14 protein-coding genes and 1 pseudogene are annotated in these 16,514 nt (G+C 39.3%); 8 read left to right on the plus strand and 7 right to left on the minus strand.

Features of this window, described 5'->3' with window-relative positions; all coding sequences use genetic code 11:
- The 4 genes from A9260_RS17035 to A9260_RS10245 form a co-directional block, all read left to right on the plus strand.
- The coding region (locus A9260_RS17035; protein ID WP_197488354.1) for a hypothetical protein at positions 1–1,096 on the plus strand (1,096 nt) is incomplete at its 5' end.
- Between the two features lie 127 nt (positions 1,097–1,223).
- Positions 1,224–3,134, plus strand: coding sequence for an acyltransferase family protein (locus A9260_RS10235; RefSeq protein WP_068698667.1), 1,911 nt, complete (start codon positions 1,224–1,226; stop codon positions 3,132–3,134).
- Between the two features lie 226 nt (positions 3,135–3,360).
- On the plus strand, positions 3,361–4,635 hold the full coding sequence (locus tag A9260_RS10240; protein ID WP_068698669.1) for a site-specific integrase: 1,275 nt from the start codon (positions 3,361–3,363) through the stop codon (positions 4,633–4,635).
- 113 nt (positions 4,636–4,748) lie between these two features.
- Complete coding sequence (locus A9260_RS10245; protein WP_068698671.1) at positions 4,749–6,020, plus strand: tyrosine-type recombinase/integrase; 1,272 nt, start codon at positions 4,749–4,751, stop codon at positions 6,018–6,020.
- Positions 6,021–6,453: 433 nt separating this feature from the next.
- Here A9260_RS10245 and A9260_RS16940 read toward each other — a convergent pair whose 3' ends face one another.
- A complete protein-coding gene (locus tag A9260_RS16940) occupies positions 6,454–6,600 on the minus strand; it encodes a hypothetical protein (protein ID WP_156684037.1) in 147 nt (48 codons plus the stop codon).
- Positions 6,601–7,085: 485 nt separating this feature from the next.
- Between A9260_RS16940 and A9260_RS10255 the strand changes: the two genes are divergently transcribed.
- Positions 7,086–7,409, plus strand: coding sequence for a hypothetical protein (locus tag A9260_RS10255; protein ID WP_068698675.1), 324 nt, complete (start codon positions 7,086–7,088; stop codon positions 7,407–7,409).
- 210 nt (positions 7,410–7,619) lie between these two features.
- On the opposite strand, the gene A9260_RS10260 is transcribed toward A9260_RS10255, so the two are convergent.
- The 4 genes from A9260_RS10260 to A9260_RS10275 form a co-directional block, all read right to left on the minus strand.
- Positions 7,620–8,636 (minus strand): integrase domain-containing protein, encoded by a 1,017-nt coding sequence (locus A9260_RS10260; RefSeq protein WP_068698677.1) that lies wholly within the window; start codon positions 8,634–8,636, stop codon positions 7,620–7,622.
- Between the two features lie 167 nt (positions 8,637–8,803).
- Positions 8,804–9,112, minus strand: a complete 309-nt coding sequence (locus A9260_RS10265) for a hypothetical protein (protein WP_068698679.1) — start codon at positions 9,110–9,112, stop codon at positions 8,804–8,806.
- Positions 9,113–10,952: 1,840 nt separating this feature from the next.
- Positions 10,953–11,318, minus strand: a complete 366-nt coding sequence (locus tag A9260_RS10270) for a hypothetical protein (protein WP_068698681.1) — start codon at positions 11,316–11,318, stop codon at positions 10,953–10,955.
- Between the two features lie 119 nt (positions 11,319–11,437).
- Positions 11,438–11,818 carry a Rap1a/Tai family immunity protein gene (locus A9260_RS10275; protein WP_068698683.1) on the minus strand — a complete coding sequence of 127 codons (381 nt, stop codon included), beginning with the start codon at positions 11,816–11,818 and terminating at the stop codon, positions 11,438–11,440.
- 120 nt (positions 11,819–11,938) lie between these two features.
- Between A9260_RS10275 and A9260_RS16945 the strand changes: the two genes are divergently transcribed.
- Positions 11,939–12,091: a hypothetical protein gene (locus A9260_RS16945; RefSeq protein ID WP_373604477.1), complete on the plus strand. Its 153-nt coding sequence runs from the start codon at positions 11,939–11,941 to the stop codon at positions 12,089–12,091.
- 154 nt (positions 12,092–12,245) lie between these two features.
- Here the strand turns inward: A9260_RS16945 and A9260_RS10280 are convergent, their stop codons facing one another.
- Together A9260_RS10280 and A9260_RS10285 are read right to left on the minus strand one after the other, a co-directional pair.
- Entirely contained in the window at positions 12,246–12,980 is a 735-nt protein-coding gene (locus tag A9260_RS10280; protein ID WP_197485285.1) for a TIR domain-containing protein, read from the minus strand.
- Positions 12,981–13,032: 52 nt separating this feature from the next.
- A complete protein-coding gene (locus A9260_RS10285) occupies positions 13,033–13,818 on the minus strand; it encodes a hypothetical protein (RefSeq protein ID WP_068698685.1) in 786 nt (261 codons plus the stop codon).
- Between the two features lie 191 nt (positions 13,819–14,009).
- Between A9260_RS10285 and A9260_RS10290 the strand changes: the two are divergent.
- Together A9260_RS10290 and A9260_RS10300 are read left to right on the plus strand one after the other, a co-directional pair.
- A pseudogene (locus A9260_RS10290) lies at positions 14,010–14,756 on the plus strand (tyrosine-type recombinase/integrase).
- A gap of 808 nt (positions 14,757–15,564) precedes the next feature.
- On the plus strand, positions 15,565–16,514 hold a 950-nt coding region (locus A9260_RS10300), incomplete at its 3' end, for a site-specific integrase (RefSeq protein ID WP_156684039.1).

Below are 16,514 nucleotides of genomic sequence, written 5' to 3' on the forward strand. Positions count from 1 at the left end.
ATGGCAAGTCAACAATGAAACATTCACCTCTGAACACAACTACAAACTGTTAAAAGGTTTCCTAGCTCGTGTATTACCCGAGCACCCGATTAAGCTAGCAGTGACTCATGGCGATGAGCGACTCGATCACGAAGATCTATGCAGTCATATACATTGCTTTATCGATGGAAAAAATAGCATAACGCAGACTTTTGATTTGAGGCATACCGAAGAGCGCGCTATTGATCGCTATGTCACCAACACCTTATCAATGGAAGAACAAAATATCTGGACAGAATGTAAAGCGAAGAAAAACTACCAATACTCAAAGTTGCGCGGAGAGTATTGGCAGGCCATGTTCTTACTCTATGCCAATTACTTTCTAGAAAATGAAAACATTCCCTTAAAAGCCGTTCGATTAGAGAAGACTCAAGAGCGAATTGAAAAGAATAAACAGATGAGAGTTGAAGCTAAGCTTCCAAAGCATCAACGTAGCCATAATTTCCACACAAGAGCACTAGAAGAAGAAAAAATGATTCTTGAGAGGATCGCACAGGCTGAGAGATTAGAGGCAACTCGTATTCGTGAATATGAAAAAGAGCAAGAAACACGAGACGCAGAAAGGCAGTCCGCCCGTGCCAAGTCAATAAAGCAAGAAGAAGAAATACAGGCCAACGAAAAGCACCTGCAGCTCATAAAAAATAGAAATGATACGGTTACAAAAGGGTTAGAGAAAAAAATCCAAATACAAGCACAACTGAATTATGACAATGAACGTTTGGCTATTGATAAAGCCGATAACATAGCGCGGCTAAAGGAGCTAGCAGACCAAGTTGACGCCAATGATATTGTAAAAATCCTTCTTAAGATTTTTGCCTCCATTGACCGATACATATCGAGTAAAAAATCCGACTCTCATTATCAAACATTTTATCGTCAAGTGATTGAAGCTTTTAAAGATCTTAATGACTGGGCTATAGAAACCCTAGTAATGAAGTATTTAAAGGTGGGAGAGCATGAAATCAAAGACTACTTGCTAACCAAAGAGCTTGAAGGGTTACAGACACCTAGGCGTGAAAATACGGCTAATCATAATTTAAATGAACTTATGAAATAATCCATCTAAATCAGATAGAAAGATAAAGCAGGCCATGATATCAGTATCGTATGTTGGATTAATCTATATTGAGACTGTCCTAAATTCTGTTATAATCGCGCACATTATTTTTTTGATATAGATAACCATGAACTTTAGATATGATATTAACGGCTTAAGAGCCATTGCCGTTATTGCTGTAGTATTATTCCACTTTAACCCTGCTTGGGTTCCTGGTGGATTTGCTGGTGTTGACGTCTTTTTTGTCATATCAGGCTTTCTAATGACCAGTATTATTTTTCGAGGTTTGGAAAATGATAATTTCAGTCTATTCAAGTTCTACGTAGCTCGTGCTAATCGTATCATTCCAGCATTAGCTGTGCTCTGTTTAGTCTTGCTCGTATTTGGGTGGTTTTACCTTACTCCAATGGACTACAGGGCACTAGGCAAGCATGTAGCCAGTAGTATGGGGTTCTTATCTAACATTATCTACTGGCGAGAGTCAGGGTATTTCGCTGCTGCATCTCATGAAAAGTGGTTGCTACACACTTGGTCTCTTTCGGTTGAGTGGCAATTTTATATTATCTACCCAATAGTATTAATAGCGCTTAAGAAGTTTCTATCTATTACTAACATCAAGCGTCTGTTAATACTTGGCACATTACTCGGTTTTGCATTAAGTGTTGTCGCAACAATTAAATGGCCTAATCCAGCCTACTACCTACTGCCAACCCGAGCATGGGAAATGATGTTTGGTGGATTAGCATTTTTGTATCCTATTGCGCTTAAAAGTAATCACAAAAAAATAGCAGAATATACAGGGTTAGCATTAATCCTGCTGTCATACGCCTTTATATCAAGCGATATCGCATGGCCAGGACATTGGGCTCTTGTACCTGTATTTGGCGCATACTTAATAATCATTGCGAATCGTCAAGATAGCTTTGTAACTAATAACTCAGTGTTTCAAGCTCTTGGAAAGTGGTCATATTCTATTTACTTATGGCACTGGCCTATTGTCGTGTATATTAATTCTTTATCTAATACTAAAAATCAAGAATTATACGGGATTACTATATCTATTCTACTAGGTTTTTTGAGTGTTCACCTGATAGAGAGTATTAAGTTTTCTTCATTTAGTTCATGGCGTAAATTAATGTATGTAAAACCAATTTGGTTGATACTCTTTATTGGTGGGCTATCAAGCTTTGTTTTTTTATCAAAGGGTGTACTTTTTCATTATCCAAAATCAGTTCAAAACATTACGACTCAATCGTTGAAGGAAGAACGTTGGAGTCAATGTCATAAAGGGTGGGATGATAAGGCTCCTCGTTGTCAATATGGTAACGGAGAAGTAGGAGCTATAGTTATTGGAGATAGTCATGCAGAAGCCTTAATTGGTATGATAAGCAGACTTTATAATGAACGTAATAAATCAGTTCTTGACTGGACTATGAGTGGTTGCCCTACAGCTAAAGGCGTCTACAGAGTTGAACCTAAATTTTCAGATGGTTGCGGAGTATTTGTTGAACGTTCACTTGAAGAGGCGAAACAAAAATACCAAGGTGTTCCAATAATAATTATTAATAGAACTGCCGTTGCTTTTTATGGTCAGAACGAAAAGGATGGAATAAATTATCCAATTAAATTTATTCAAGATAAAGATAAAACAAAGTCTGCAATGGTTGATGCTCTAGTTTCTACTGCATGTGAGTTTACTAAACATAGCCCTACATTTGTTGTTCGACCTATACCTGAACTCAAACAGGATGTGCCTAAAACTCTAATGAAAAATATTATGACAACAGGAAAGGCTGGCGAAATTAAATTATCATTTAATGAATATCTTCAAAGGCAGAATATCGTATATCAAACACAGAATACAATGGCGAAGAAATGTGGAGTTACTATTATTGATCCTATTCCATACTTATGTGATTCAAACTATTGCAATGGGAATATAGGCGATAAATCATACTATTTTGATGATGACCATTTGAATAAATTTGGTGCCGAGCTAATTTCAGGTGTATTTGAAAAAACTTTATTTTATCCTTGATATGATTTACAGTTGCAGTTATTGTCAATAGTGTAAGTCAACTGAAATTGACTCTAAGGTTTCTAAAATCTTAATCCCTACCTAGACAAGGGGGTTATAGATAAGGTTTCAGAATAGGAAGTCTTCAAATCCCTATCTCTCCGCCACATTCGAGCCCCTGATTTATCAGGGGCTTTTTGCATTTCTGATACCTGTAATTGCTCTGGTGAGTCAATCAGGTGAGTCAATGTATCTTTTTAAAAGTCGTCACAGCGTTTACTTTATTCGCGTATGTACCCCTAAAGCCCTTACAGAACAAGGGTTTCCTTTCGATTTTAAATTCAGCCTACAAACTAAATCTCGTTCCATTGCGATTAGGCGAAGTGCGCCAATTCTTTCTCATGTACTTCAATCCCTAGACAAAATCGATATTACTAGGGATTCACCTGCAACTTTTAAGTCAGAAATCACTTCCTCTGTTCAAATATTTCGCAATGCATTTAATGACACTGGCATTGAGCATGAACTGCTATCGAGTGATCCTTTAGGGCAGTCTCAAAAGCCTAAGAACTCAAACAATAATTATGTCATTGGCTATCGTTGGCAAGAGCAATTCATCGAGACTAAACGCAAAGCTAAAGTCACACACTTAACCGTGCATCAACTCGACAAACGAACTCGCTATTTTCTCGATCATCTTAAAAAATCAAAGACGTCGATCACCCAAATCAATGCACGCATTCTTATGGCATTTGGCAATCACCTACAGTCATGGGATAAAAGTGCCAAAACTAAAAAAGACTATTGGGGTTCGGCGAAACAATTTGTTAAATGGTTGGTGATTAATGACTTTCTTAGCAAAAACTCGTTTGATGGCCTTTCACTCACCTTTAAGTCAGACAAATTCGCTTCTGAACAACGTGAGAAATGGTCTAAAACACAAGTCGAGACCTTTCTTAAATGTGACCAATTTCAACGAGCAACCCCCTCTATGCGTTGGAGTGTGTTACTTCTTATCTACATGGGCCTAAGACCTTCCGAAGTCTGCCAACTTGCAATCGTTGATATACAGATAAAATCAGAAATGCTTGTGCTCACCATTACCGATAAGGGCGAATCTCAAAAGTTAAAAAATCAACATTCATTAAGAACGTTACCTGTACATAACGCTCTAATTCAACTTGGTTTTCTTGATTTTGTACGAGAACAAAAAAGACAAAATCAAATTAACCTCTTTAACTGGACACCGACAGGACCAGATCAAGACTGGACCAAATTATTTCGAACTCAATTTGCCAAAATCCAAAATGCCTTAGCAATGAAATCTGGCGCACGACCTACGGCCTATGGATTCCGCCATACCTTCATTGATGACCTCAAACAAAAAGGAATAGAGGAATATCAAGTGGCAGAAGTGGTGGGGCATGCCAATCACAACATGACCTATGGACGCTATGGTAAGAAATTGACGCTACCAAAACTGAAAGCCGTTATCGATATTTTCAGCATTCATGATCATTAAACAGGATCAGAGTGTTGCGTTTCTTTTTTGTCGCAACACGGGATTTTTCTTTTTTCACTTGGATTACCCCACTCCAAAGCAGCAGCAGAATGCTGTTGCAACTGGAGATAAAAATGAACGATTCCGCTGACAGACTAAGCAAGTATCACAAAATCACTGAAAATTACTGTGAGAACACGTACAAAGAATCAACCTATAAGAGCTATAAAAGCTGTCTCAATATTGTCTGTAGTGAGATAGAACAAAATTATATATTTGAAGATCTCAAGTACAGCGACATAATCGAAATCATCACCGATTGGCAAGAGCATTACAAAAACAAAACCATCACTAACCGACTGACCGTGCTCAAGAAGCTGACTAAAATGGCAACGAACGATGGGTATTTTCTTAAAGATCCTTGTGAGAAACTTGAAGGCTTAAAGCCGGATACCGTCCTTGAAGAAAAAAAACCATTTTCTAAGGGCGATTTTCGCAAAATGGAAAACACAGAGACACAATTCCCATCAGGAAAAGCACTGGCATTGTTAGGAAGACTGCTTGGACTGAGAATGCAAGAGGCTGTTGCACTGTGTTGGAGTGACATTCATTTTAAGGAGCGAAAAGTGTCTATTTGTCGCTCCCGAACGCTAAAAGAGTTCAATGGACCAAAGACAAAACAATCACGTCGTACTATCGATCTGACTGATGAAGCCATGAGTTTGCTTCAAAACCAGTTTAACATTACCGGTAATAGAGAAGCGATTGACATTAAAGTTCGTGATGTCAGTAAAACGGCGTTTACTCCTCACTCATTCAGACCTGTGTTTGTCAATGATCTCACTGGTAAGGCATTTACGGATAGCAAAAATTATGCTCAACGATTTTTCACTAAATTTCTTGAAGACACGGGGCTTAAACACCGAGGGCCATCTCAACTGCGCCACTCATTTGCCTCTATAACGTTGAGTGGAGGGGCTCCAATCAAACTTGTCTCTGTGATAATGGGACATGTCGATACTTCAGTCACTGAAAAACACTATGCTCAGTGGTTGTCTATCTCTGATGAGGATACTCGCTCTATGCTTAGCGCTGCACAATCATTACATGATGAACCCAATCTAGAGCATCAAGCCGATGAAATAAACTCGAGCTCAGCAATAAAACATTCAAACGACTCCGCTTTACCACTGCCCAATAGAGTCGCCTCCGACTCTCAACCGGATGCCATACAATCAGTCCATACTGAGCCCACTTTGGCAGGACAACAAAGCATAGAGCCTCACAATTTACAGGTGGAAGTCTCACGCCGTTCAACTTGGCAGTGTGTAAAGTTTGGATTGCGCGTGATGGGCTTATTCCCCAAGTCTAAACCCAAACAGACTGATTTTGGTCTGTTACTGTAGTTTGAATTTTTTAAGGTAATCAATCTTATCTTTGTAAGATCAAACGTATAAGAGAAAGCCATGCCCCTAGAGTCATGGCTTTTCTGGTTAAAGCCGAATGAAAAGAGTCCATTAGCTTTTCGAGATACGCGACAAGCTCACTCCGATTAAAAACTAAACCTATCCTGCTAATCCGCATCTGATTCTTCAAAATAAAAATATTACTTTTTTATATTTATTTCCGGGAAATCGCTTTGGCGGGAGATCCGAAGTGTTAGCTTAAGAATGAAGATATAAACCAAAACCCATAAAAAAGGATGCCTGTATGGACAACGTAAAAAACCTTCAATTCACTCCACTAGTGAATCTTAATCTGAGCGAGTTTAGCCAAAACCCCATCGCCATAATCAATATGAACAAACCGGCCTCTCAACTGGTCGACGATAAACATTCGTTAATGGGTCAATGTGTCTTGGGTGTGTGCGGTTTCAATAACATACTCAAAGCTATCGACATCGACAATATGACGTTTTCTTTCGTTAACAATGGCATCGTAGAGTGTTGGTGCATATTTACCCTCTGTTCGGCCCCAGAGGGTCACACTGTCGCTCTATTGCAACTGATTGGTGCACAGCAGCAGTGCGTATCTAAAGCTAACTAACCACCATCGTAAAAAAGGCCCTCAATACTATTGAGGGCTTAATTAATCAGACAGCTTCATTCTATTTTCCTCTCCTAACAGCACTTTGATACAGGCTTATATCATGCCTAAACTCTACCTGTATTAAGCCAAACCAACGCTAAATATTAATACGTTCGTATTTTTTATTGTTCTTACTCCCATCCATTTTTAGTGAAGATATGTAGGGTGATTGGGATTTGATGATGACCCCATATCTTTTCGTGATACACGACAAGATCCTCACTCTCAAAAAGGAAACCTATCCTGCTCATCCACCTCAGATCCTTCAAAATAAAAATATTTTTTTTTAACATTTATTTCCGGGAAATCGCTTTGGCGCGAGATCAGAAGTGTTAGCTTAAGAATGAAGATATAAACCAAAACCCATAAAAAAGGATGCCTGTATGGACAACGTAAAAAACCTTCAACTCACTCCACTAATGAACATTGATCTGAGTGAATTTAGCCAAAACCCAATGGTCGCCATTAAAATGAACAAGCCTGTCTCTAAGCTAGTCGACGATAAATTTTCATTAATGAGCCAATGTGCTGTAGGTGCAAACAAAACACTCAGAACTATCGACATCAACAACATGACCCTTTCTTTCGTTTGCAATGGCATTGTAGAACGTTGGTGTGTATTTGCCCTCTGTTCGACCTCAGAGGGTCACACGGTCGCTCTGTTGCAACTGATTGGTGCACAGCAGTGCGTATCTAAAGCTAACTAACCACCATCGTAAAAAAGGCCCTCAATACTATTGGGGGCCTAAGTCATCACACAGCTTTATTCTATTATTCTCTCCTAACAGCACTTTGATGCAGGCTTATAGCATGCCTAAATTGAAGCTCCTTAAATATCAGTCTTATCTGTATTAAGCCAAGCTAATGCCAAATAATAATACGTTCGAATTTTTTAGTGCTCTAACACCCACACCTTTTTAGCCAAGGTACGCTGAAGTGATGCTGACTCGATGATGACCCAATGATTTAGAGATGGTCATACGAGCCTCTTTATCTAACTCTCGCGCTTGTTGAAGTGAGATGTTGAGTTGCGAGGCCATGTACTCATGATGCGCCTTACCATGAGCAACACCTACCTTCACTGGCGGCAATACGCGAGTTAATGCCAGATAATACTCACAAGCAAAATGCTTTCGCTCACCGTGGGTTTTATAGGTTGGATCGATACGTTGATGCTCGCGCCATGCCCACGACTGAAATGATTTTATACTCATAGTGACTGGAACAAGGTTGTCATGCCCTGTTTGTGCTTGGTGCTGTGCTCCTCGTTGAAGCGCTTGATATTGCCCCTCTTTATCACATTCTACTTCCCGTGGTTGTCCACCTTTAGTGCCTCTAGAAACGCATATCTTCCCATGATTTACGGCATCACTGAGTGCTTTAGCACTGTCTAACAGCGCAGCCTCTCGTTGCCGTAAACCAAATTGACGTTGCAGGTCGGCCATCACCGCCAATGGCTCAGAGGCTTTTGACAAAATGCACTGATGAAGAGTGTCATTAACCGAGGCATCCACTGTGGCAATGCCTGATTTTTGAGGATAATCCAACTCTTTAGTCGCCAACACCTTAGTTTTACTGTCGCCTCTGGCTTGCTGCATGCAAACATTAATATGACTCAAATAGTCTCTTGCCGAACTTGCTGTGAACCCATTGTCAGATTCAAATCGCTCTCGTAAATATTCACCAAAAAGCATCACATGAGATTTATCGACTTTATCCAGTCGCTTCACATCGGTATGACGCTTTAAAAAATCTGCAAATTCACGACAAGCAGGTAACCTTGCCGCGTGAGTATTGTTTTTCACCCCTCCTAACTGCTCAAGCGAAGCGTTGATAAGCGCTTTATCTATCTGCCTAGAGCGTAAACCAAAGTTCGGCTTACTGAAGTCACGAACGCCGTTGGGTTGATGACCACGATATTTTGTCTTTCTCATGTTCTTTCCTCTGTTTAAATCTAGAGGAAGTAGTTTCAAGGGGCGCTTACGTCACCACTGTGTGGCGATTTTAATTTGGCTCTCATCAAAAACACAAAAAACGCGCTCACATACCGCTGTAAGCGCGTTTTTTGTATTTTCTAGTAGTTAAAATGATGCGTGATTCATTACAGATTGCGTTTTACGTCTTTTGGTATAGGAACTCGGATGTTCAAATTCGCGTACTCAACAAAAGAAAGTAACACTTGGTATTTTTCTTTACGCACAGCTTGTGATTCATGCTCAGTCCGACGCCAGTAACCAATCATGTGATTGCGTCCCAGACTCTCCAATCGCTCCCCTAAATAAGGCTCATGCTCGAATATGTCATCAAGCATACGCAAAAGACGGTTGAGTCGCTTCTTACGATAAGGAATGCCTGGCTTTAAAGTGTGGCTCATTAATGCCTTTACTTGGCGCGTTGTGCCTTGATTCATACTACCCACCTACTCTTGTTGTTAAATTTTCCATAGGTAAATCAATAACGGCCCATCAAATAATCCGTCAGTGTTTATTTTTGTTTAAACATGACGACTTAATGGGTGCGCTACTTAATTTGAGCCAATCGGCATCACATAAACACCCTTTTCGGGGTTTCCTATCAGCCAGTTTGAGCAATGGTTTTTCGGTTAAGCGGGTTTGACATAGCAAGTCATGCGCAGGAGAGTCTCACTCCTGTATCGATAAATGAATACGCCTTTTTAAACTAATGTGCTTCTCCACTAGGAGACGGTGGGCTTATTGCATCCTCACATCAGGGGGGGTGACCGTTCCCTTCTACTTTAAGGTCATGGGCAGTGTTGCAGCCTCAGTCGAACAAATAGCGCTGTTGGCATCAGCGTGCGGCTTATTGCATCCTCTATTTGCGTGCTATATCTATTTTGAAGTCATTGGAACTCTCTTGTTTGCATTACAACAATAACGCCTAGCACATGCTGCTTATTGTCGCGCCAAGTCTCTTTTCCATTCCGTAACTTCCGAAAACTTTACGAGTCAGTTCCATCGGAACCTGATTCTATAAGGGGTTGTGCATCTTGTAGGGCTTCGTCTAATTTCTTTCGACAATTAGACGAAGCCTCATACTGTCATCACACTCCACCTTTACCAGTGCTGATTGCTCGCGCTTACGCGCTCCCGCACTGGTCGGTTTTAGCCTTTCCATATTTATCGCGAAAATCGAACTCTTCTTATTTACTATTTCTAGTCAGAAGGCCGTTCATCAAACAAAACTTGTTCGCCTTACTTTACCAATGCTGATGTATCGCTCTTTGCCTCATGCATTGGTTGGTTTTAGCTGTTCATTTTTTTCATGAGCTTCTTCTTATCTCTATCACTAGACCGTTATAAAAACGCCTCGGCGTCATGCTATTAGGTAGGGGATATTAAGGTGAAACACCATCGAGTCAGGTTTTTACATTGTTAAGACTGCGCCCAAGAAAAAAGCCACAACTCGGTGAGTTATGGCTTTTCAGGTTTTTTCTGGCTAAAACCGAATACAAGAAGGAAAACGTTAAAAACGTGCGAGTCACTCGCCCCTCTTTTGTATTCAATGGGAGTAATACAATGATGAGGATTACAATTTGCTGTTGCGTTCTTTTGCTGGGTAATTTCTGACTAGAGGGTTTAAAATATTCTTCGGCAGAGTTTGCTCAATTGAGCAAAGATAAAGGTTTGTCAGCGCCTTTATTCAATGTCAATTACAAGTATGATAATCGTTTAACTCAGTATCCAATTTTGATGGAGTCACTCATAGTGAAATGACGACTGCCACTTAACGCTTTGAGGCAAAGCCACGCTCAAATCTGCCTCACTCACTAAACTTACTCAGGCTATTTTTTAAAAGCAAAGACCCACAGAAAAATCATATTTAAGAGTGGGATGAGAGGAATTATCGCCCATCATTTATTAAAACCAGCTTTTCCTACGATGCGTGCGAATAATAGAGCCCAAACCATACTAAGATCTAGCATGATAAAGATTATGATTATTTGCCAAATGCTAATACCAACCATGCTATTCCTCCTTGCCGTTGGGTCATTTTCTATAACCTAGAACTAGCGCTACGACTAAGACACCAAAAGGTGGGAAAGAACAAGAAGAGAACCCCTGCTTTCTTGAATATTTGCCATAGTAGTGGTGTACAAATAATTGAAGCTACAATCAACTATACTATTTCATTTGTGATCATTTGCTCCATGCTATCTTCTTTTGAGGTTTAATGACGAAGGTAACGGTGTGCGTTAAAGAAAAGCGAATTTACTGCGCTTATGATGTGCTTTATTTAACTTCACACTTTCCATAGTACTGTGATGGCAGCATTTCGCCGAACATTATTGAATTTCTACTATGAACAGAATTAAATTTACTATCAATCGCAGTAGTCATGAGGTTGCCGGTTGCAGTGATTTCAATAAAGGCTAGTTGATCGCTTGATTCGAATAGCTTAACTTCAGAGCTGCCATTATTACCCAGCAAATAGCTTTTGCTAGTGTCTTTATCCACAATAAAATTTAGCTCGAACTTATTTTTGACCTTATGATTACCTTCCTGATCACTGTAACTGCCGTAATTACATAAGTATGTCGTTGTATCAGCAAGAGCCAATGCTGGAAGTAAAAAAATAAATGTAAAAATCATTCTCATTGTTTTTCCTTTTTGAATATCAACACCCAAATAAGAGATTGACTAGTAGTTAGCGAAAATGAGAAGCAGAACGAAACCTAGCCAACAGTTAGCAGCCCAGATTAATTTTCTTATTAGCTTTATTTAGTACAAGGAAACCCTTTTTGCATAGCTTGCATAGCAATAGAAAAATCTTGTTGGTTCAGTTTATCCGGATTTGAATACAAATACTTAAGTACTGTTTCAATTGATTTTTCAGTTGTAATAAAATGCTGAGGCTTTTCTTTGTTACACATCCCTAAGTGATTAGCAGTTTCTTTATCTGATGAATTAGCGGTAATTGTCATTACAGAAACAACTCCTTTTAATAGCCCTACGCAATAAAATCCTTGCTCTTTATCTCCAATTTTGCCTGACCATAATCTTTCAGCTTCAATACAGGACTTTTTGAGAGAGTGCCCGTCACCAGCATACGCATTAAATACATGCATGCATAATAACATTGTAAACACCAACCTCATTGGGTTCTCCTTTAAAGTTAGACATAATGATTCCCATAAGGTGCTAGCCTATAATTGCATGGGTTAGCTTAAAGCCAGTGTCATAATTAGTGTATTTAAACAACTAAACTGGGGGCTAGTATGAATAATAACATAATTTTCACTACCTTAGATACACACAAGTCTTTTATCCAGATCGCTGTTTTACAAGACTATCGAGGGGCTAACCCTCAAAAGCTAGAGTGGATAAAATCCAATAAGTCAGGGTTAATCATAGCGGATTCGACTCGATAGCCTCGTGCGACTTGTAGAAAGTCGATGAGGCTCATTACAAGCTACTCACCAAAGAGCAATTTACTAATAGAAGACAACTACACGATTGGGCTTGTTCAACACCAGATAAAGTGTCGGCTGGGCGACTCTTATCCTTATTTGTTATAAACCTGGTTTAGACGATGTAAGAACTCAACCTCAACTCTTCACCGAACTTAAATACTGATGCCCCACTAATTTCGAGCACTAGATCAGTATTTCGTTCAAACACTTGAGTTATAAGACGCTTAGTTGAACCATTTGGAAGATTTTCGGACTTATCAACATCAGAGTATCTTATTGCTGTACCCTCTCTGGCATCAGTACGTAGCCAGGTTTCTAGGATAGCTATAATGTCAGCATCATCTAAATTTTCATCTACAAGCTCAGGATTTACAGTTTCCTGAGTGCTAGATACACTCTTCAAATCCCGAACAAATCTACGAATGTAATTACAAGCAGAACCTAAAGCCGCCTCAATGTTCTTATCACGGCGGTCTCCACGATAACGGGCAGGAGTAATACCATAGAGATCAGTTGGGATATGTAGTTCTGTGCTGTCTTGCACAACAAAGAAACAACGGTCTTTTCCTAGTTTTCCTATAAATAAACCCAACTCAAACAAAACATTATCTCTTATGGTTCTTGTTGACTCACCTCGTATCACAGTCTCATCATCAGGAGTAAATACAAAGATACCAAAATCTGATGCATCCAACTCAGTTATCAAAGAGTCCAGTGAGGTTTGAGATAACGTGAATACTCCCTGACTCCATACCGTCATATCAGCATCAAAATCTAAATTTGACTGTATTGCATAAGCAATATCCAACCCTTCCACTGATGAGGCTATAAAAATTTTTGGTTTCAATTTTATCTCCAAATTTGAATAAAATTTATAACGCTTCAAACACCGGCGCAGTTTACTGCGACCGTGTGCTTTGGCTTGTTATATTCTGATTTTCAGACAGATGGAAGACTATACCGTCATATGCATCACCTAAGAACCGTCCTTTCGGTTCTACATTTAGTATTCTTTTTACTTCGATTTGAATAGTACCAATTTCTATTTTATCTCCGACATCTACAGCTAACGCTTCAGCGTCAAACCAAGGACGAAGCTCAGATACCCCATCACTTCGAGTAACACTATTTTTTAACGCAAGATTGCCTAACAGAATACCATTTTTGTATATATTTATGCCGCCCTTAATACCCTCACCCCTTGGCCAGACGGCAGTTGAGTCAACTTTTATGTAGAATTTATCCTCATTTAGTGAGGCTATTTCCATACGCTCAGACCTTTTGACGACAATTTCGCCTGGGTCTGTAGACATCCCTTTGGGAAACAACAATTGAGTTTCAATCTGATGAAGTCGTTCAGATATTTCGTGATTATTTGCAAATGGGGCATCTATACCTTTTGACTGGGAAAGCAAAGTACCAATCGAAACAACCAGTCCAATAGCTCCGACCCAAAATCCAAACACAGAAAACCTTCCTGCTGTCTTGTTTTGAATAAGTTCTTCCTTTATCGGAGCGATCACCTCATCCTTGATTGCATCAATATTATCTTCGATTTCCCTAATGTTATTGTGATGCTTTGTAAGCTCTGAAATAGCTTCATCAAGCTTCTCAACCGTTATGCCTTTATTTTTAAGTTCTTCAGATATTGATCTGAGGCCTGTGATGGTTTCGCTAAATGTCAATTAACTCTCCTAGAAATACCCGATTTCAATACTATAGTTGGCTAAGATTTTTGAGGCACGAAAAACAGCCAACTGTAAGTTTTCCGTTTGAATACTTTGTTGAACGAAGCTGCTAGGCGGCAGAAAAGAACCTTCATCATCAATACTTTCAGTACCCTCTAATTTTAGAGGCTCATACTGGAGGGAATATGATGAACAGCGTAGAACAACAATTTAATTCCCTTTATGAACAATACCTTACCAACCTTAAGCTGCAAGGTAAACGACCTGCGACAATTGAAGCTTATTCCCGTGCGGTACGTCGGATTACTCATTATTTTGATCGTTCACCAGATACTTTAAGCACAGATGACTTAAAAGCTTTCTTTGCTAACCTCATCGAATCTTACTCATAGAGTACTGTCAAACTTGACCGTAATAGACTGCAATTTTTCTATAAATATACGCTGAACAAACAGTGGTAATGGTTGAATATTGTCAAACCACCACAAATTAAAACTCTACCTGATATCCTCACCCCTGAGCAAGTTGGACTGCTTATCAGTAAGACCCGAAAAGCTCGTTATCAAGTTTTCTTTCTCACTTTATATACTCTCGGGCTACGTCTTAGTGAAGGGTTAAATTTAACGGTTCATGACATTGATTCTACTTCCATGACTGTCAACATACGACAAGGGAAAGGCGGAAAAGACCGTAAGTTACCATTGCCCAATCGAACGCTAGATGCACTACGTCGCTATTGGATTACACATCGGCACCCAGTATCTGGTATTGATACCAAAGGCAATGATAGAGAAGGCGTTCAAAAAACGATGAAACTTGTACTTAAGGACTGTCGAATCATATTATCCATTCTACCGCACTCACTTAGGCACTGCTTTGCAATCCACCCATTTAGAGCACGCTGTAGATTTATCTTTTTTATTGCAAACTTATAATACTCAAACCCATTATTAACAATGGTTCATTATTATTACAATACAGGACACTTGACTGGGTATATTTATTATGAATAGAACACAAAAGAATATTTTAATTATTACAGTTGTATGTATGTTACTTATGACTATTTTCCCGCCATTTTATGCTATATATAAAAGTAATAGTATTAATTTCGGATATAGTTTTATATTTAATCCACCCCGTAAAATTGCAATTATAAATGTAGCAACTTTATTTATTCAGTACTTTATAGCCGGTATCATTGGGTTTGCACTTGTTATATTAAACAACGAAAAAAAACAACAATAGTGGTGTTATTTGTGATTATTTTAGTTATTCACAAATTGCGATGATTAAAACCACTTACAATCCCACCATAGATCATTTGGAGTGAAACCTTGTTTGATGATCGGTTGACTACTCTCACTTCTATGTAAAACACTAGATATGAAAAACAGCTATTTGAGTGACGAGTAACTTTGCTCACCTATAACACCAATGCATTCGACAAGATCCCTAGTAAAAGAGCCAAATCCCTAACTATTTTCAATTCCAAGCTTTAGAAATCTAAATACTACGTGCTATGATAAACAAATAGGTGAGTCAATCTCAGAGCATGGTTCACCATCGAAATCACAATGAATCCTTTGAAATCAACGGGTTAGATGTATGTCGGTATAGTGTTAGGGGTGATTCCTAGGTTTCAAATCCCTATCTCTCCGCCACATTCGAGCCCCTGATTTATCAGGGACTTTTTACGTTTAGGAACTAGGGAGTCACTTCAAATCCAATGAGGTGAGTCAATTGTATCTTTATAAACATCCCAATTCGGTCTATTACACCCGAACCTGCACCCCTAAGAAGCTAGTAAAACTGGGCTTCCCATTCGACTTTAAGATAAGTCTTCGTACTAAATCTCGTCCTACAGCACTGAGACGAAACCTGGCTACTGCACCAATTGTGGTTCAATCCCTAGATAAAATGCCATTAGATAGGGAGTTCAGTAGTGAGTATCTTGGTCAATTCAAATCTGAGCTTAAAAAGCACATTGAAGAATCATGGTCGTCACTCTCTAATCACCTTGATTTCAACTCAAGCTCGCTAGCTGCTACAACACCCAAGACAACCGTGCCCCCAAAAGAAAAAAGCAACGGGGCTCCTCCCTTAAATCAATGGTTAGATGAATTCATTAGCTACAAAGAAAGTGAAAACATTACTCCACTGTCCATTCATCAACTAAAACAACGCATTCATCACTTCATTACATTCTATTTAGAGTTAAAAAGTCAATCGCTAAATACCGCTCTATTTATGTCATACATTGAGCGTTTAAATTTAGAAGGACGTAGTACTAAAACAAATAAAGGGTTTCTTGCCTCTGTTAAGCAATTCTTTAAATGGTTAACTGCGATGGAAAAAATCCCATCCAATCCGACTCAAAATCTACTTTATACTTTCAAATCTAATCAGCACGCCTCGGATCAACGTTCTCGTTGGTCAGAGAGTGAACTTCATACATTGATCCATCACCCTGCTTTCAACAATGCCTCAAAGAGTTTGTTTTGGATAACACTTCTTCAATTGTATATGGGGCTTAGACCATCAGAGGCGTGCCAACTACGAACTATTGATGCCCGACATAACGAGCCTATCCCTTGTATCAGCATCACCGATGCAGGAGAGCACCAACACGTTAAAAATAAACACGCAATTCGAAAAGTCCCCGTCCACCCTGACTTAATCGAGATGGGCTT

The sequence above is a fragment of the Vibrio sp. UCD-FRSSP16_30 genome, assembly GCF_001676025.1.
Classification (GTDB): domain Bacteria; phylum Pseudomonadota; class Gammaproteobacteria; order Enterobacterales; family Vibrionaceae; genus Vibrio.

Coding starts and splice junctions, on each gene's coding strand:
- A9260_RS10235 (WP_068698667.1), top strand. CDS start 1,224: ATGAACTTTAGATATGATATTAACGGCTTAAGAGCCATTGCCGTTATT.
- A9260_RS10240 (WP_068698669.1), top strand. CDS start 3,361: ATGTATCTTTTTAAAAGTCGTCACAGCGTTTACTTTATTCGCGTATGT.
- A9260_RS10245 (WP_068698671.1), top strand. CDS start 4,749: ATGAACGATTCCGCTGACAGACTAAGCAAGTATCACAAAATCACTGAA.
- A9260_RS10255 (WP_068698675.1), top strand. CDS start 7,086: ATGGACAACGTAAAAAACCTTCAACTCACTCCACTAATGAACATTGAT.
- A9260_RS10260 (WP_068698677.1), bottom strand. CDS start 8,636: ATGAGAAAGACAAAATATCGTGGTCATCAACCCAACGGCGTTCGTGAC.
- A9260_RS10265 (WP_068698679.1), bottom strand. CDS start 9,112: ATGAATCAAGGCACAACGCGCCAAGTAAAGGCATTAATGAGCCACACT.
- A9260_RS10270 (WP_068698681.1), bottom strand. CDS start 11,318: ATGAGAATGATTTTTACATTTATTTTTTTACTTCCAGCATTGGCTCTT.
- A9260_RS10275 (WP_068698683.1), bottom strand. CDS start 11,818: ATGAGGTTGGTGTTTACAATGTTATTATGCATGCATGTATTTAATGCG.
- A9260_RS16945 (WP_373604477.1), top strand. CDS start 11,939: ATGAATAATAACATAATTTTCACTACCTTAGATACACACAAGTCTTTT.